Source organism: Alienimonas sp. DA493, assembly GCF_043951915.1.
Classification (GTDB): domain Bacteria; phylum Planctomycetota; class Planctomycetia; order Planctomycetales; family Planctomycetaceae; genus Alienimonas.
Window position 1 is genome coordinate 1 of sequence record NZ_JBINJD010000012.1, and the last position, 15995, is coordinate 15995.

15 protein-coding genes are annotated in these 15995 nt (G+C 73.9%); 4 read left to right on the forward strand and 11 right to left on the reverse strand.

Annotated features, from left to right (window positions below):
- Positions 1–115: 115 nt before the first annotated feature.
- Positions 116–1204, reverse strand: a complete 1089-nt coding sequence (ychF, locus tag ACG2DA_RS03090; protein WP_395254001.1) for a redox-regulated ATPase YchF — start codon at positions 1202–1204, stop codon at positions 116–118.
- Positions 1205–1326: 122 nt separating this feature from the next.
- Between ychF and ACG2DA_RS03095 the strand changes: the two genes are divergently transcribed.
- Complete coding sequence (locus ACG2DA_RS03095) at positions 1327–1923, forward strand: zinc-ribbon domain containing protein (protein WP_395254002.1); 597 nt, start codon at positions 1327–1329, stop codon at positions 1921–1923.
- Positions 1924–1931: 8 nt separating this feature from the next.
- On the opposite strand, the gene ACG2DA_RS03100 is transcribed toward ACG2DA_RS03095, so the two are convergent.
- From ACG2DA_RS03100 to ACG2DA_RS03115, 4 genes are all read right to left on the reverse strand, one after another.
- Positions 1932–2099: a hypothetical protein gene (locus ACG2DA_RS03100; RefSeq protein WP_395254003.1), complete on the reverse strand. Its 168-nt coding sequence runs from the start codon at positions 2097–2099 to the stop codon at positions 1932–1934.
- 59 nt (positions 2100–2158) lie between these two features.
- Complete coding sequence (locus ACG2DA_RS03105) at positions 2159–3322, reverse strand: prolyl oligopeptidase family serine peptidase (protein ID WP_395254004.1); 1164 nt, start codon at positions 3320–3322, stop codon at positions 2159–2161.
- A gap of 83 nt (positions 3323–3405) precedes the next feature.
- The gene (gene polX / locus ACG2DA_RS03110) at positions 3406–5214 is read right to left on the reverse strand and encodes a DNA polymerase/3'-5' exonuclease PolX (protein WP_395254005.1); all 1809 of its coding nucleotides are present in this window, start codon (positions 5212–5214) and stop codon (positions 3406–3408) included.
- On the reverse strand, positions 5211–7028 hold the full coding sequence (locus ACG2DA_RS03115; RefSeq protein ID WP_395254006.1) for a hypothetical protein: 1818 nt from the start codon (positions 7026–7028) through the stop codon (positions 5211–5213). The genes polX and ACG2DA_RS03115 overlap by 4 nt, the downstream gene beginning before the upstream one ends.
- A gap of 86 nt (positions 7029–7114) precedes the next feature.
- On the opposite strand from ACG2DA_RS03115, the gene ACG2DA_RS03120 reads away from it, so the two are divergent.
- Together ACG2DA_RS03120 and ACG2DA_RS03125 are read left to right on the forward strand one after the other, a co-directional pair.
- A complete protein-coding gene (locus tag ACG2DA_RS03120) occupies positions 7115–8302 on the forward strand; it encodes a phosphotransferase (protein WP_395254007.1) in 1188 nt (395 codons plus the stop codon).
- Positions 8299–9303, forward strand: coding sequence for a zinc-dependent alcohol dehydrogenase family protein (locus tag ACG2DA_RS03125; protein ID WP_395254008.1), 1005 nt, complete (start codon positions 8299–8301; stop codon positions 9301–9303). Before ACG2DA_RS03120 ends, ACG2DA_RS03125 begins: the two co-directional genes overlap by 4 nt.
- A gap of 235 nt (positions 9304–9538) precedes the next feature.
- On the opposite strand, the gene ACG2DA_RS03130 is transcribed toward ACG2DA_RS03125, so the two are convergent.
- From ACG2DA_RS03130 to ACG2DA_RS03155, 6 genes are all read right to left on the reverse strand, one after another.
- On the reverse strand, positions 9539–10870 hold the full coding sequence (locus ACG2DA_RS03130) for a PQQ-binding-like beta-propeller repeat protein (protein ID WP_395254009.1): 1332 nt from the start codon (positions 10868–10870) through the stop codon (positions 9539–9541).
- A 143-nt stretch (positions 10871–11013) separates the two neighbouring features.
- A complete protein-coding gene (locus tag ACG2DA_RS03135; RefSeq protein WP_395254010.1) occupies positions 11014–11247 on the reverse strand; it encodes a DUF3072 domain-containing protein in 234 nt (77 codons plus the stop codon).
- A gap of 72 nt (positions 11248–11319) precedes the next feature.
- Positions 11320–12606, reverse strand: a complete 1287-nt coding sequence (locus ACG2DA_RS03140; RefSeq protein WP_395254011.1) for a site-2 protease family protein — start codon at positions 12604–12606, stop codon at positions 11320–11322.
- A 99-nt stretch (positions 12607–12705) separates the two neighbouring features.
- A complete protein-coding gene (locus ACG2DA_RS03145; protein ID WP_395254012.1) occupies positions 12706–13497 on the reverse strand; it encodes a type II CAAX prenyl endopeptidase Rce1 family protein in 792 nt (263 codons plus the stop codon).
- A complete protein-coding gene (locus ACG2DA_RS03150; protein ID WP_395254013.1) occupies positions 13494–14654 on the reverse strand; it encodes an HD domain-containing phosphohydrolase in 1161 nt (386 codons plus the stop codon). The genes ACG2DA_RS03145 and ACG2DA_RS03150 overlap by 4 nt, the downstream gene beginning before the upstream one ends.
- Before the next feature lie 123 nt (positions 14655–14777).
- Complete coding sequence (locus ACG2DA_RS03155) at positions 14778–15194, reverse strand: rhodanese-like domain-containing protein (RefSeq protein WP_395254014.1); 417 nt, start codon at positions 15192–15194, stop codon at positions 14778–14780.
- A 70-nt stretch (positions 15195–15264) separates the two neighbouring features.
- Here ACG2DA_RS03155 and ACG2DA_RS03160 point away from each other — a divergent pair, with 70 nt between their 5' ends.
- Positions 15265–15984 carry an SDR family oxidoreductase gene (locus ACG2DA_RS03160; protein WP_395254015.1) on the forward strand — a complete coding sequence of 240 codons (720 nt, stop codon included), beginning with the start codon at positions 15265–15267 and terminating at the stop codon, positions 15982–15984.
- The last annotated feature ends 11 nt before the right edge of the window (positions 15985–15995 follow it).

Below are 15995 nucleotides of genomic sequence, written 5' to 3' on the forward strand. Positions count from 1 at the left end.
GTCAGCCGACCCCGGCCACCCCACGTGCAGGCTCATGGGCGCCGCGAAAAACGGTCCGCAGAGCGGACCCTACGGGTCGTCCGTCACGCAGCCGTGAGGATCGCTCGCCGGCCCGTCAGCCGTTGTGCAGGAAGTGGCAGACGTCGCCGTCGCGCATCACGTAATCCTTGCCCTCGACCCGCAGGCGGCCGGCCTCGCGGATCGCTTTTTCGCTTTTGAGCTCTTCTAAATCGGAGACGCTGTAGGTCTCGCAGCGGATGAAGCCGCGTTGGATGTCGGTGTGAATCTGTCCGGCGGCCTCCGGGGCCGTGGCGCCGACCGGCACCGTCCAGGCCCGCACCTCCTTGGGGCCGGCCGTGTAAAAACTTTGCAGGCCCAGGGTGCGGTACGCCGCCCGGGCCAGCTTCGCCAGGGCCGGTTCTTCAAGACCGACCTCGGCCAACATCTCGGCCCGGTCTTCCTCGTCCAGTTCCGCCAGTTCGCTCTCCAGTTGGGCGCAGACCGGCACGACGTCCGCCCCCTCCCTGGCGGCGAAGTCCCGCACGGCCTGGACCAGCGGGCCTTCGCCGGCCGGGTCGGAGTCGTCCACGTTGGCGATGTACAGCACCGGCTTGGCCGTCAGGAAGGCGAAGCCGCGGAGCAGTTTGCGCTGCTCCTTGTCCTCGATTTCGAGGCTGCGGACCGGCTTTTCCTCGTTGAGGACGGCGCCGACCTGTTCCAACAGGGCGAGCTTCGCCTTGGCCTCCTTGTCGCCGCCGCGGGCCAGCTTGGCGGACTTTTGGCTGGCGGATTCGACCGTTTGCAGGTCGGAGAGCAGCAGTTCGGTCTGGATCGTCTCGATGTCGCGGACCGGGTTCACGTCGCCGTCGACGTGGGTCACTTCGCCGGAGAAGCAGCGCACGACGTGGCAGACCGCGTCCACGTTGCGGATGTGGCTGAGGAACTTATTGCCCAATCCCTCGCCGGTGCTGGCGCCCTTCACGAGGCCGGCGATGTCCACCAGCCGGACGCTGGCCGGGATCACCTTCTGGGAGGTGATAAAGGACTGGATGACGTCCAGCCGCGGGTCCGGCACCGGGACGACGCCGACGTTCGGCTCGATGGTGGCGAAGGGGTAGTTGGCGGCCAACGCCCCGGCCTGGGTGAGGGCGTTGAACAGGGTGGACTTGCCGACGTTCGGCAGACCGACGATGCCGGCTTCCATGGGAGAACTTACGGGGCGGGGCGGGGGGAGCGGCGGCGAAGGATACCCGAGCGCCGCCCGAACCGGCAGGCCCACGGCTTGTTGTTGTCGGTAGACTGGCCCCGTCGAACAGGAACCCGCCCGTGCCCGACCTCAGCCGCTACGCCGATTACGTCGAACACCCCCGTTACGGCCGTGGGCCGCGGTTCACGCCAGATTCGTGGAAGGGCGTGCTCGGGTTTGGAGGCGTTCGCAGGTTCGACGATCGTCCGATGGCGATCCCGGGGACCTACGTGCGGGCAGACGTCAGTCGGCAGAAGTGGTCGGTCGTGCCGCGAGCGGGCTACTTTGATCAGGACTGCGGGTGTGTGGACTGCGGCCGCCGGTTTATCTGGTTCGCCGAGGAACAGAAGCACTGGTTCGAAGAATTGAAATTCGACCTCGCCGCGTGGTGCGTCCGTTGCGTGGAATGTCGCCGGCGGATTCACCGCGAGAAGGCTTTGGCGGACCGCTACGCCCGCGTCGCCGACGCCGGACCGGCCGCGGCGCCGGACGACCTGCTCGCCGGGGCCGCCGCGGGGGTGCGGCTGATCGAACAGGGCGTGTTCGGGCCAAAGGCCCACCAGCGGGTCCGGGCGGCGTTGAATCGGCTGCCGGACGACCCGGAACTCGTCGCCGCGGCGGACCGGCTCCGTCGGCGACTCGACGCGGCGGCGGAACGGCCGGAGCCGACGGCCTGAGGGCCGCCTCACTCGCCCCAGTACCAGACCGTCACCACGCCATCGTTTTGGTCCTCGCTGTGCGAGATCGAAATGACGTGCTCACGCCCGACGGAGGTGGCGAAGTCGGCCGCCTCCTGGAACAGCGTTTCCCAACTGCTCATCGAACTGCGGAACAGGCGGAACTGGACAGTCATCGGGACTGGCTCTCGGACGGGGAAGGGACAGGGCGGAACGCCGGGCGGCTCCCGTCAGTTCAATCGCCCGCGCCGGGTTTGAGGAACCGTTCGAGAAACGCCGCGATCTGGGCGTTCGATTCCTCGTTCGGGGCGTGCTCCGGACGGTTCGTCATCGCGACGCGGTTCTCGTAGCCGAGCAGGCGGTTCACCGCGACGCTGTGATTGAGGGCCCGCCAACGCTCCGTCGGGTCCTCGGCCCCGCCGGACACCAGGAACGGCCGCGGCGCCATCAACGCGTGGAGTTCGTGCAGGTCCCGGCCCTGTCGAATCAGCTCCGGGTAGGCACCGAACGCGGGGTTCTCGGCGGTGGGCGGGCCGGAAGCGGTTCGGGCCCGTCCGGCGCCCCAGCGGCGGTGCTGCGGGGGAACCTCGGCGGCCGGTTCGTTCGCCCCTTCCGCAGGGGGCGGGGCGGGTTCGTAACCGAGGTACCACGGTTCCCAGTAGTTCACGCTCGGCCGGCTCTCGTCGAAGACGACGCCCGGGTCCGACCAGACGCCGGCGGCGAACTTGTCGTACAGGCAGGCGGCGAACAGGGCCCATTTCCCGCCGTAGGAGTGACCGACGACGGCCACGCGGTCGGCGTCGACCTCCGGCTGCGCGGCGAGCACGTGGTAGGCGTTCGCCGCCCCGTAGGCCAGCGCCGACAGCGGTTGGAGTTCGGCGTCCTCCCGGCTGGGGTAGTACAGCGACGGCTGACAGCCGACCGACAGCGTGACGAAGCCGCGGCGGGCCAGTTGGCGGGCGAAGTCCCGGTGCGGCTTACCGTCGCCGACGGCCGTCTCCGGTTCGTAGTACACCACCAGCGCCGCGGGCCGGGGGGCGTCGCCCGGGGGAATCAGCAGGTAGCCCTCGGTCGGATGATCCGGGGCCAGTTCGAAGCGAACCCGGCGCTGTTCGTAGCCGTCGCGCTGCGACGTGCCGAGCGTTTCCACGTTCGGCCGTTCGATGACGGCAGGCCACGGTCCCAGCAGGCGGTCCCAGGCCCGCCGGATCTCCCGCCGCCGCTGTTCCCACTGGGCCGGCGTCTCGACCGGCCGGCCGTCGTCGAAGAGAAGCGGGGACCGATAATCGCCCAACTCACCAACGAGTTGCGGCGGCGGCGTGAACATCGATTCGCCGCCGCAGGCGGGACCGCACAGGGAGCAGCCCGCGAGGAGCAACGCAGCGGTTCGGAACGACATGGCGCCGGCGAGTGGGGAGGAACGATCGCCCCGGCAACCTACCGGTGCGGGAGCATCGAAACACTTCGGGGGCCGCCGCCGGTTCACCCGTCTTTCAGCAGCGCCTTCAAGGCCGGCCAGTCGCGGGTGTTGGCGACCTGCTCGGCGGTGAGGCCGGCCCGGCGGGCCTGATAGACGCCCCAGGTCGCGGCGCCGACGGCGGAGGGGGCGTGGGCGTCGGTGTTGACGACGATCGGGATGCCGCGGGCGGCGGCGGCTCGGGCGTGTTCGGCGGAGAGGTCGAGGCGCTCGGGAGCCGCGTTGATCTCCAGCAGCGTGCCGGTGGCGGCGGCCCGGTCGAGGAACGCGTCCCAATCAATGTCCGCCCCCGACCGCTTGCCGATCAGCCGGCCGCTGGGGTGACCGATGCAGTCCACGTGCGGGCTTTCGAGGGCCGCCGTGAGCCGCTTCATGATCTGCGCCCGCGGCTGGGTCAGGCCGTAGTGCAGCACGGCGACGACCCAGTCGGCGTCCGCCAGCACGTCGTCCGGCAGGTCGAGCGTGGCGTCCTCGAGGATGTCGCACTCGATCCCCTTCAGAATCCGCACGCCGGGCGTGAGCACGTTCGCCGCGTCGATCGCCCGCCAGTGGGCCCGCAGGCGTTCGGCGTTCAGGCCGTTCGCCATCGTCACCCGCTGCGAGTGGTCGGTGATTGCGATGTACTTCAGCCCCCGCGCCTTCGCCGCGGCGGCCATCTCGCGGACGGTGCCGGCGCCGTCGCTGGCGGTCGTGTGCATGTGCAGATCGCCGCGGAGGTCGTCCAGCGTGACGAGTTCCGGCAGCCCGCCGCCGTGCTCGAGATCGGCGACCCGCAGCACGCCGTTGCCGCCCTCGCGAAGTTCAGGGGGGACGAACGCGACCCCCGCCGCGGCGTACACGGCCTCCTCGGTGGCGCTGTCGACCGGGACGCCGTCGCGCATCAGGCCGTCGTCGGTCAGCTTGAGGCCGGCGGGGGAGAGCCAGTCCCGCAGGGCGGCGACGTGCGTCTTCGATCCGGTCCCGAGGATCAGCCCGGCGCCCCACGCCTCCGGGGCGTTGACGACCAACTCCGCCTCCGTCGGCCGGCCCGGATCGACCGTCAGCCGCACGCGGGCGGTGCGTTCGGTGCGGCTCGTTACCTCCGCGACCAGCGGGTGGGAGCAGAACGCCTCGACGGCCGCCGCCGGCTCGGTCGAGGCGGCGGAGAGGTCCACGTCGCCCACGGATTCGGCCCGCCGCCGCACGCTACCGACCGGCTCGCAGGCCGTGGTCCCGGCGGCGGCCCGCACGGCGTCGGCGAGGCTCTCGGCGATCGGCAGGCTCCGGGCCAGCAGCGACCGGGCGATCCCCTCCCGCACCAGGGCGAGGTTGGCGAGGATCTTCTCGCCGGTCTTCTTCCCGAACCCGGGCAGCCCGGCGAGCGTGCCGTCGGCGATCGCCGCCTCCAGACCCTCCAGCGTCTCGACGCCGAGGTCCCGGTAGATCGCCCCCACCTTCTTCGGCCCCAGCCCTGGCAGGCGAAGCATCGTCCGCACCCCCGGCGGGACGCCTTCCCGGGCCTCCTCCAGGGAGGGAAAGGTGTCGGTCTCGATCAGCGTCGCCACGTTCGCGGCGAGGTCCTTGCCGACGCCCTGCAATTCCGTCAGCGGACGCCCCGCGGCGAGCAGGTCCGCGGCGGGCTCGGCCAGCCCTTTGAAGGTGCGGGCGGCGGAGCGGTAAGCCCGCACGCGGAAGGGGTTGGCGTCGGCGATCTCCAGTAGATCCGCCAGTTCTGTCAGCCGGGCCGCGATCGTGCCGTTGCCGGGCGCCTCCGCCGCGGGCGGGTGGGCCGCCGTCGGGGAGTCGTCGTCCGGGGTCTCCGTCCCGCGGCTCACTGGGCGGCGATCTGCACGTCCGGGGTGGCGGTCGGCTCGACCGGCCGGTGGCGGAAGCGGGCGATGCGGGTGCGACCCGCCCGGGGCGTCAGCCGCGTCCGTTCCAACTCCGCGCGGAGCAGCTGGGCGGTAATCAGCCGCGGCTGGGCGGCGGCGGAGTCGCCGGAGGCGGGGGCCGCCGGCTCGGCCGGCGCTGCGGGGTCCAGCGTCGGGCCCTCCTCCGGCTCCGGGGCCGAAAGGCGGGACGGGGCCGCCTCGGCGTCCGAGTCGGCGTCCGTTTCGGGGGCGGTCTCCTCCGCGGCCTCGCTCGGCCCGTCGGCCGCCTCCTCTCCGGGGGTCGGCGGACCGGTCAGATCGACCTCGTTCGGCTCTACCCGGAAGGAGGACCGGGCGCTCGGGTCGTCGCCGTAGCTGTCGCCGGGGAACAGGTCGTCGCCGAAGGCGGGATCTTCGCCCGGAATATCGGAGAAGGATCCGTCGCCCGGTTGGCCGACGATGCCGGGATCGCCGCCGAAAGCGTCGCCCGTGCCGCCGGGACGCTCGATGCCGCCGGGGTTCCTCCCGTAGTCGCCCGGGGTGGCGCCGCCGATCGGGCGGGAGTCTTCGAAGTTGCCGGTCGCCGGGGCGTCGAAGTCCGGGAAGGATTCGTCGGTGGAGGGCACCGGGCGGGTACGGTCGCCGGGCGGGTCGGCGAGGCCGCCGCGGTCGCGGCGGAAGGGGGCGGTATTCTCCGCCGGCCGCACGCCGCTGCCGGGGGCGTCGCCGAAGTCGACGTCGGCGTTCGACCCGGTCATTGGGTCGTCGCCGAAGTCGTCGTCCGTCGGGAGCTCGTACGGGTTGCCGGTCGGCCGGTCGTCGTCCGGGAAGTCGTCGGAGAACTCGTCGCGGACGGAGTCCTCCGGCGTGCGGGGGGCGGCGGGGCGGTCGCGATCCGAGGGGGCGGCGTCGTCGAAGGAGTCGTCGAACGCCGGGGGTTCGAGGTCGTCCAGCGGGTCGCGGCCGGGGCGATCCCGGTCCGTCGGCGGAGCCGGGCGGCGCCGCGGGACCGGGTCGAGGTCGTCGTCGCGGTCGTCCGGCGGGTCGGCGAAGACGGGATCGGATTCGATCACGTCGTCGTCCCCGGGCACCGAATAGGAGGTGCAGTTCCCGCCGGGGCAGGAGGTCCCGGTCCCGCCGCACGGGTCGGCGCAGGGCGAGCAGACCGGCGCCGGCTGGCAGCAGGCGTCGCTCAGCGTGACCGCCCCGCGGGAGGAGCCGTACACGCTGTAGGAGGTCGTCCCGCCGTAGGGCACGGCCCCGCCGGCGTAGCTGGAGTTGTAGAACGACCCGCCGTACCCGGCGTCCGTCACCGTGCCGCCGTAATAGGTCGTCCCGGCGTCCAGGACGGAGTCGCCGTAGGAGGAGACCGTCGGCACGTAGGAACTCCCGCCGTAGTAGGAGGTCCCGTAGCCGGCCGTGGTGACGGCCGGGGCGTAGGAGGCGCTGTAGACGCTCGGGGAGGCGTACCCGGCGGAGACGACCGACCCGGAGGAGACGACCGGCCGCTGGAAGACGCCGAAGACGTCCCAGAACGGCCGCACCGTCTGCGTGGAGACGCCGCTGTAGGGGTCCGTGTAGGTGGTGTACGCCCGCAGGCCGTAGAAGCTCGTGTAGGCCTGGGCGCCGAGCCCCGCGGGCACGGCGAGGGCGGCCAGCAGCGCCGCGGCCCCGGCCCAGCGGCGCCCGCCGAACCAGCGTTCCGCGAGTCGCCGGGGAGAGAACCGCGACCGCCGCGAGAGGGAGGGCCGATCGAAACCGCGGGCGGGGCGGGGCATGCGGAGCGGAGCGGGACCGGGGGCGAAAGGAACGGCCCCGGTTCTACCGGGCCGCGGGGCGTTGTCAAACTCTGCGGAGCCTGCCGGTGTCCCGGGGATTCGCCCGGGCCGGGTGGACGGCCGCCCGTCGCCGACCACACTGCGAGGCCCCGCCCCACGCCCCGTTCCCGACGCCCGCGATCGCCGCCCCACCGCCGGCCCGCCGTCCCCCGATCCCGGCGCCGCGGGGACTCCCCCGGGGGCTCCCGCGGCGCGACGAGTTTCGTCCCGAGGCCCTGTTCGGCCCGGACTATCGGCGGACCGGGCCGGCCGTCCTGGTCGGCGGCGGGTTCAGCGGGGCCGGGGTGACGCGGATCCCCACCGCCGCCGGCGATTTCGCCCTGCGGCGTTGGCCGGCGGCCCCCCCGCCGCGGGCCCGGTTGAGCGGGCTGCACGCCCTGCTGGCTCACCTCCGCCGCGTCGACCCAACCCTGCCGATCGCCGTGCCGGCGACGACTCTCGCGGGGGAGACGCTATTCCCGCTCGGCGACCGGCTGGCCCAGTTCGAACCTTGGTTGCCCGGCGACCCGCTGGCGCCGACGCCGACGCCGGCCCAGCGTGCCGCGGCCGGCGTGGCGCTGGCCCGATTTCACGCGGCGGCGGAGTCGTTCGCCCCGCCGCCCGCCGCCCGGCCGTACTTCGCCCCGGAGGCGGCCGGCGCGCCGCGGTCGCTGCTCGATCGGCGGGAACGGCTTCGGGCGTGGCTCGACGACGGCGCCGCCCGGGCCGCCGCGGCCCTGCGGGACGAGCCGCCCTCGCCGTTTCGGGAGCACGGCGAGCGGTTGCTGGCGACCCTGGCCGCCGTCGGCCCGTCGCTCGCCGCCCGGCTGGAGGAGGCGGCTCGCCGCCCGGTTCCGCTCGCCCCCGTGCTGCGGGACGTGCACCGGGAACACCTGCTGTTCACGGGCGACCGCGTGACCGGGCTGATCGACCCCGCGGCGGCCCTCACGGACAGCCCCGCCGCGGACCTCGCCCGGCTGGCGGGCAGCTTCGCATCGCCCTCGCTTGAGCCGCTGATCGCCGCCTACCGCACGGTCCGGCCGCTCTCCGACGAGGAGGAACGGCTGGCCGGCACACTGCACGACGCCGGGGCACTGCTTAGCGGGCTCGCCTGGGTCGCCCGAGGGACGTGGGAGAATCACCCTGAGGCCCGCACGCCGGCCGCTCTCGATCGCCTCGCCCACTTCGCCGCCGTCGCGGCCCGTCTCGATTCGCCCCCGGGAGTTCTCACATGAAAGCCGCCCAGTTCGAGTCGTTCGGGGAGCCCGCCGACGTGCTGCGGTGCGTGGACCGCCCGGAGCCGACGCCCGGCGGCGGGGAGGTCCGGGTGCGGATGCTCGCCAGCCCGATCAACCCGTCGGACCTGATGACCGTCCGCGGCGAGTACGGCTCGCTCCCCGACCCGCCGGCGGTGCCGGGCTACGAGGGCGTCGGCGTGGTCGAATCCGGCGGCGGCCTGCTGGGCCTGGCGCTGCGGGGCAAGCGGGTCGCCGTGCTGAACGGCGCCGGCGGGAACTGGGCGGAGTTCGTCACCCTCCCGGCGAACCGCTGCGTGCCGCTGCCGGCCGACCTCAGCCTGCCGCAGGCGGCGATGTTCTTCGTCAATCCGGCGACGGCGTACCTGCTGACGGCCAAGGTCCTCGCCGTGCCGCGGGGGGCTTGGTTGTTGCAGACCGCGGCGGGGTCGAGCCTCGGGCAGATGGTGATCCGGCTGGGCGTCCACCGCGGATTCCGCACCGTGAACGTCGTCCGGCGGGCGGAGCAGGCCGAGACGCTGCGGGGGCTGGGGGCCGACGCGGTGGTCGTCTTCGACGAGAAAACCGAGGCCCCCGCCGACCTCGCCGCAAAGGTGCGGGAGGCGACCGGCGGGGCCGATGTCCGGCACGCGATCGACCCGGTCGCCGGCGCGACCGGCGGGGCGGCGGTGGGCTGCCTCGCCGGGGGCGGACGGCTGATCTCCTTCGGCACGCTCTCCGGGGAGCCGCTCGCCGTGCCGGCCCGGCACCTGTTGTTCCACCAACTCTCGGTCGAGGGGTTCTACCTCGGCAAGTGGATGGACGCGGCGAGCCTGCCGACGAAGCTCCGCGTGATGCGAACCGTCGGCAAGCTGCTGTCGACCGGCGTGATCGCCAACGACGTCGGCGAATCCTTCCCGCTGGACCGCGTCGCCGAGGCCGTCGCCGAGGCCGAGAAACCCGGCCGCGGCGGCAAGGCGTGGCTGACGATCGGGGAGTGAGCCGCTGAACGAGAACGAGCCGGGGGGCCGCCCCCCGGCTCGTCGTTCCTCTGCGCCGCTTGGATCGCTTTTCCGCTGACCATAGCGAGGCTTACCAGCCCAGAGCGCAAGCTCCGGCCGTGCGTCCTTGCCGGACGGCTGCGCCGACGGCCGATGCTCGCGCATCGGGCTGGTAACCGCCGCGACGGCAGACGGAAGAGCACTCTAACCGCGGACGCGAACCGCGGACGCGGCCTCACTCGCCGGCGCGGTAGGCCAGCAGGGTGTCCTGTTCGCGGACGAACAGCACGCCGCCGGCGACGGCGGGGTGGGCCCAGCTGGGGTCGTTCTCGTTCACGCGGGGGGTGAACTGACCGGTGGGCCGGTAGCCCTCGGTGGTGAGGGCGAGGCGGCTGATCTCGCCGGACTGGTAGCGGAACAGCAGTTCGTCGCCGACGGCGATGGCGGCGATGCTGCCTTTGCCGGGGCCGGTCAGTTTGTCCTTCTCGCCGCCCCAGACGATCTCCCCGGTTTCCAGCTTCAGGCAGACCGGGCTGTTCGCCCGCCCGCCGTGGCCGGCGCCGGCGTAGACGTAGCCGTCGGCGAGGATCATCTGCCCGTGGTGGTTCTGGAAGTCCCGGCCGTCGAGTTCGTAGACCGTCCGCACTTTCAATTCGTTCCGGCCGGCGGGGGTGAGTTCGAAGCAGGCGGCGCCGGCGCCGTAGCCGCTGGAGACGAATACCCAGTCGCCGCCCTTGCCGCCGACCAGCGGGGTGGGGATGACGGCGGTGCCGTTGGCGGCGGCGTCGCTGCCCCAGAGGATCTTCCCGTCGGAGGCCCGCAGGCCGATCGGCCCGCCGCCGGTCATCTGGACGTAGTGCCGCACGTTGCCGCCCTCGGAGATCACGGCGCTGCTGTAGCCGGCCTCGCGCTTGCCGCCGGTCAACTGCGGCGGGTAGGGCGTCTTCCAGATCTCCCGGCCGGTGTTGCGGTCGCAGCAGACCATCAGGGCGCTCTCGCTGCCGGGGGTGAAGATCACGCGGTCGCCGTCCACCAGCGGGCTCTCGGCGTAGCCCCAGGACTGGCTGCCGCTGCCGTACTCCGCGGCGAAGTCCTTGCTCCAGAGCACCTCGCCGTCGGTCGACAGGCAGGCGATGCTGCCGTTGGACCCGGTCACGTACAGCTTGTCGCCGACGACGGTCGGCGTGCTGCGGGAGCCGTCGTAGCCGTGCTTCGGGACGCCCTCGGTGAACGTCTTCGACCAGGCGATCGACGGCTGCCCGCCGCCGGCGGGCAGGTCGACGGCGACGACCCGCTGGCCGTCGTCGAAGTTCCCGGTGGTGTAGAGCCGGTCGCCGACGACCGCCACGCTCGCGAAGCCCTTGCCCATCCCTTCCAGGGACCACAGTTCTTCCGGCCCGTCGTCGCCCCAGGCGGGGCCGAGCGATTCGTCGTCCGCGGCGAACCCGTCCCGGTCCGGACCCCGCCACTGCGGCCAGTCGCCGGCGGTCAGGGGGGAGACGACAACGGCGAACAGGGCCGCGACCCCGAGCGCGAGACAGCGGGGCGAAAGCAGGCGGGCGGGCATGGGCGAGTCCGGGTGGGGAGGGTTGTGCAGTCTAGGAAGCCTCCCGGTCGACCGCACGCATCGGCAGCGGGCGCTCCCCGGCCCGCGGGACGCGCCGCCTCTCGGCGACGGCGAACGGTGGGCGTCGGCCGGCCTCGCGACGGTTATTGCCCGCGGCCGGTTTTCTCCTGGAGGGCGTCAATCCGTTTGGACGCTTCCGCCTTGGTGGTGTTCGGATCGAACTCCTCGCCGGCCTCCTCGCAGAGGGTTTTCAGGTAGCTGGCCTGGGCGCCGGTCATCGGCTCGTCGCCGGTGGTCCAGTCGTCGGGATCCTTGACCGCGTTGGAGTCCTCCGGCGGATCGGCTTTAGGCTGTTCGAGGTCGGCGTCGGCGGCCATCGGGGCGGCTTTCGGAAGGAGCGGGGATCGCGGGAAGGGTAGCCGCGGGCCGCTCCGCATTGACACGGATGTTCAGGTGTGCGGCCGTGGGGGAATCGCCGGGGCGGGGGAGAGGACGGCCTGCGGTTCGGCGGGCACGTCGAGGTCCATCGCCCGGTGCAGGGCCCGGCTGGCGTCGGCGGCGGTGAGTACGCCGATCAGCCGCCCGCCGCCGTCCACCACGTCCAGCCGCGTGCGGCCGGTGTGGTGCATCCAGGAGAGCGCCGCGATCGCGTCCACCCCCGGCCGCACCCGGGCGGCGTCCGGCGCCGGTTCGCACGCCTCGCCGGCCGTCACCAGCGGCCAGCGGTCCGGCGGCGTCGCGGCGAGGGTCCGCACCGACAGCCGCCCCGCCAGCGTCCCGTCCGTTCGCACCACCGGCACGTTCGCCCGGCCCAGCCCGAGCACGGAGCCCTCGAAGTACTGTTGCAGTGTGGCGTCGTCCGGGACGACGTGGACGCGGTCGACCGGCCGCATCAGGCTCCGCACCTGCACGCCGGAGACGGCCCGGCGGAGCCGGCCGCGGGAGTCGCTCCAGCGGGCGGCGGCGATCACGGCGACGCCCATCAGCACCGGCCACGCGGCCCCCCATCCGCCGCCGCTGGCCGCCGACCAGACGCCCAGCCCCACGATCATCCCGCCGACGACCACCCCCGCCGCGGACGCCGCCCGGTTCGCCTTCTTCAGATTGCCGGTCGCCCCCCACAGCAGGCCCCGCAGCACGCGACCGCCGTCCAGCGGGAAGCCGGGCAGCAGGTTGAACAACGCCATCGCCGCGTTCACCAGCAACCAGAAGCCGAGCACGCCCACCGTGGCGGCCCGCAGGGCGTCGCCGAGGGATTCGCCGCCGGCCAGCCCGGTCGTCAGCAGGCCGGGGGCGAAGCCGTCCGCGGTGATCTCCACGCCCGCCCAGCCCAGCGCCGCGAAGGCGTACCACAGCGCCCAGCAGCCGACCGCCAGCGCCACGGAGACCGCCGGCCCGGCCAGGGCGACGAGCACCTCCGCCTTGGGGGAAGGCGGTTCGCGTTCCAACTCCGCCAGCCCGCCGAACAGGAACAGCGTGACCCGCCGGGTCGGCGTGCCGAACGCCCGGGCGCAATAGATGTGGCCGAACTCGTGGGCCAGCACCATCCCCGCCTGCCCGACGGCCGCCACCGCCGCGGCCCCCCAGCAGAAGGTCGGCGTCAGCGCCGGCAATACGAGGGGGAAGTGCTCCGTCGCCAAGCCCCAGGTTACCAGCGCCGCGAACGGCAGCCAGGAGAGATCGACCCCCACCGGCACCCCGCCCGGCGATCCCAGCGGCAAACGCGGACCGAGCAACGGGGGAACACCGGGAGAGAAGGCGGGGCGGGGGGCGGCATTATGCGGCCCCGGCGGGGAAGGTCACCCCGTCCGGTTCATCCCGCCAGCAGCCCGCCCTCATCCCGCCAGCAGCACGCCGGCGATCAGGTCGTACGCCGCGTGGGCGCCTACGGCGACGCCAAAGCCCCGCCACCAGAACAGCGCCGCCAGCACGCCGCCGGCGCCGGCCCGGAACAGGAACGGCCCCAGCGTCGGGACTTCCCCCTGCGGCCCGAGGTGGTGGCAGAGGGCGAACAGCAGACTGGAACTGACGACCGCCAGCGCCGCCGCCCCCCTCGGCCCGCAGCGGAGCAACCGGAACAGGCCGTAGGCGAGCGGCAGCAGGGCGAGGCGGAACAGCAGTTCCTCGTACACCCCGGCCCCGACCGCCCCCACGAGGTTCGCCGCGGTCGAGCGGGGGGCGCCGCCGGCGTCGTCGGCCAAATCGACCGTCACGGTCGGAGCGTCGCCGGCCCCGCCGTCGCCGAGCAGGGCGTGCGTGCCGAACGCCGCTCCGACCAGCAGCGAGGCGGCGAGCAGGCTCTCGCCGAGCATCCCGCCGAGCGTGTCCCACCGCACCTCCCAGCGGTGATGGCCGTAGAAGTTCCAGCCCAGCAGGATCGCCGCGACGACCGCCGGCAGGGCGAACGCCGCCCCGGCGCCGGTCTCGGCGAGCGACTGCCGCAGCCACCCGCCGGCGCCGCCGTGGATCGGTTCGTCCCGGCTCGCCAGCCAGATCACGCCGACCTCGTACGCCGCCAGCAGCGGGGCGAGGAACGCCAGGCAGACGATCGGCCGCCGCGTCTGATGGAAGTACGACCCCGGGCCGAACGGGTCCTCCCCGTCGTGATGCAGGTGCGGTCCGTTCATGCCGCCGCCCGCCCGACGGGGGAGGCGGCGGCCCGCTTCGCCGCCGCGACGGCGAACCGCGGGGCGGCGACGGCGTGGCCGGCGTCCAATCGCAATCGGGTGCGGCCGAGGTCCGTCAGGGCCAGTCCGACCGGGGCGACGCCGGAGGCGTCCGTCGCCCCCTGATCGCCCCGCGACAGCCCCAGCGCCTCGATCCCCGCCGCGGCGATCGACAGGCAGAGTTCCCCCCGCCGGGCCGCGGCGTAGGTCGCCGCGGCGGCCGATTGCCAGCAGGCCTGCCAGTCGGCGGCCGGGTCCGGGGGGGCGTCGCCGGCGCCCGCCGACGGCGCCGGGAGCAGGGCGAGGAAGCGGTCGGCCCAGCCGAGCAGCCGGTCGGCGGGGGTGAGGTCGGCGCCGGTCAGCCCGGCGGGGCCGCCGCCGCCGTCCGGGCGCTCGTGGTGCCGGGCGGCACAGCGGGCGGCGGCGGGCGGGAGGCGGTCGCAGACGGTCAGCAGCGCCGCGGAGCGGGCCGCGTGGGCCGCCGCCGGTTCGCTCGGCCGGTCCGCCCGACGGTGTGCGTCAGAATGAAACGCAACCGGCGTGAGTTCCCCCGCGTCCCGGGCCAGCGCCGCCACGACCACCGCCTCCGCCTCGCCCCACAGCGGGCGGTAGTGCGTCGCCGCCCACGCCGCGAGGCAGGCCCCGGCGACGCCCCGCTCTGTCCGCCCCGACGGCGGGGCCGGCAGCAGGGCAGTCGGGGGGAGCGAACCGGCGGCGAGGTCCCGCGTCTCGGCAAGAATCCCCCGAGCCAGCGCGAGCAGCCGGGAGCCGGCCGTGTGATCGGCGACCGCGAGGTCGGCCAGCGCCGGGCCGAGGTCCGCGGTCCAGCGAACGAACCGCTCCCGCTGATCCCGGGCCGCCGCCGCCGCCCGCACGACGCCGCCCAGGCGCCGCACCTCCGCGGTGGGGATCGCCCCCCGCACGCCCGCCGCGGCGAGGCGCTTCGCCGCCGACCGTAACCCGTCCGCCCAGCCGCGCATCGGTCGGGAACTCAGCAGCGGGTCGTTCAGCAGGGCGCAGAGCGCCGCCGCGACGAACCGCACGTCCCCGCCGACCGGGGCGGCGGGCGGGGCCGGACGGTCGAGCCGGACGGTCGGGGCGACGGGGGCGTCGGACACGGGCGGCGGCGGAGGGGGACGCGGCGTGTCCTCCTCATCGACCGTCGGCCGCCCCGACCGCGACCGCAGCGCCGGTCGTGCCGGTCAGGCGGACCGGGGCCTCACGCGACGGGGGACGCCGGCTCAGTTTTCGTCGCGCTCGAATCCGGCGGAGAGCAGGTCGACGTACCCCTCCTTCATCGGCCGCACGTCGTAGCCCAGTTCCCGCAGCGGCTCGGCGGCCATCACGCAGCGGCCGCCGCTTTTGCAGTGCGTGTACACCGGCCGGTCCGTCGGCACCCGCCGCTTCAGATCGGCGACCCACGCCGGGTCGTTCGCCTTCTCCCCCAACTCCGACAGCGGCACCAGGGTGGCGGCCAGCAGGTGGCCGTCCTCCCACTCGTCCGTCTCCCGCACGTCGACCAACGTGGCCGTGCCCGCGTTGACCCACGCGGCGATCTGCGCGGGCTCGGCGGTCGTGTGGCCGCGGGGGGTGAGGTTGTCGGTCGCAGGGGGGGCGGGCATCGGAACCAGGGCCAGCAGGACGAGGGCGGGCGTCATCGGGGGTGTATCAACGGCGGATGGGCGTCATCCTACAGTCCCGTTCTCCCCGTCACGCCTCCGCCCCGTCATGTCCGACCGGAAACTGATCGTTCTCACCGGCTGCACCCGCGGCATCGGCCGGGCTTTGGCGGAACGATTCGCCGCGGAGGGCCACGTGGTCAGCGGGTGCAGTCGGAACGAGGAGGCGCTGAACGAACTGCGGGCCGCCTTCAAACCGCCCCACCGCTTCCAGCGGGCCGACGTCACCCGCGAGGCCCACGTCGACAGGTGGGCGGACTCCGTGTTCCAGCAGAGCGGCGTGCCGGACCTGCTGATCCACAACGCCGGGCTGATCAACGACCGGGCCCCGCTGTGGGAGATCTCCGCCGCCAAGTGCGACGCCGTGGTCGCCGTGAGCGTCGGCGGGGCCGCGTCGCTGGCCCGCCACTTCCTGCCCCGGATGATCGAGGCGGCGAAGCGGGACGGAAAGAACCGCACCGTGGTGGTGTTCTCCTCCGGCTGGGGCCGCTCCGCCAGCGCCGGCGTCGCCCCCTACAACGCGGCGAAGTTCGGCGTGGAGGGCCTGACGAAGGCCCTCGCCAAGGACCTGGAAGAGGCCGCCCCGGGCCGGTTCTGCGCCGTGCCGTTCTCCCCCGGCGTGGTCGAAACGGACATGACCCGCCGCAACTGGGGCGAGGACGCCGCCAGCTACCCCGACCCGGAGGACTTCGCCGCGCGGGCCGTCCCCTACCTGCTGGGCCTCGGCCCGGAGCAGACCGGCGAGAGCCTCACCGTGCCGGAGGCCTGAGGCCGCTTCCC

What these genes read in the sequence shown, in the direction of transcription:
- ychF (WP_395254001.1), bottom strand. Translation starts at nt 1,204, where the DNA reads ATGGAAGCCGGCATCGTCGGTCTGCCGAACGTCGGCAAGTCCACCCTG.
- ACG2DA_RS03155 (WP_395254014.1), bottom strand. Translation starts at nt 15,194, where the DNA reads ATGACGCCCGCCCTCGTCCTGCTGGCCCTGGTTCCGATGCCCGCCCCC.
- ACG2DA_RS03145 (WP_395254012.1), bottom strand. Translation starts at nt 13,497, where the DNA reads ATGAACGGACCGCACCTGCATCACGACGGGGAGGACCCGTTCGGCCCG.
- ACG2DA_RS03135 (WP_395254010.1), bottom strand. Translation starts at nt 11,247, where the DNA reads ATGGCCGCCGACGCCGACCTCGAACAGCCTAAAGCCGATCCGCCGGAG.
- ACG2DA_RS03115 (WP_395254006.1), bottom strand. Translation starts at nt 7,028, where the DNA reads ATGCCCCGCCCCGCCCGCGGTTTCGATCGGCCCTCCCTCTCGCGGCGG.
- ACG2DA_RS03105 (WP_395254004.1), bottom strand. Translation starts at nt 3,322, where the DNA reads ATGTCGTTCCGAACCGCTGCGTTGCTCCTCGCGGGCTGCTCCCTGTGC.
- ACG2DA_RS03100 (WP_395254003.1), bottom strand. Translation starts at nt 2,099, where the DNA reads ATGACTGTCCAGTTCCGCCTGTTCCGCAGTTCGATGAGCAGTTGGGAA.
- ACG2DA_RS03160 (WP_395254015.1), top strand. Translation starts at nt 15,265, where the DNA reads ATGTCCGACCGGAAACTGATCGTTCTCACCGGCTGCACCCGCGGCATC.
- ACG2DA_RS03125 (WP_395254008.1), top strand. Translation starts at nt 8,299, where the DNA reads ATGAAAGCCGCCCAGTTCGAGTCGTTCGGGGAGCCCGCCGACGTGCTG.
- ACG2DA_RS03130 (WP_395254009.1), bottom strand. Translation starts at nt 10,870, where the DNA reads ATGCCCGCCCGCCTGCTTTCGCCCCGCTGTCTCGCGCTCGGGGTCGCG.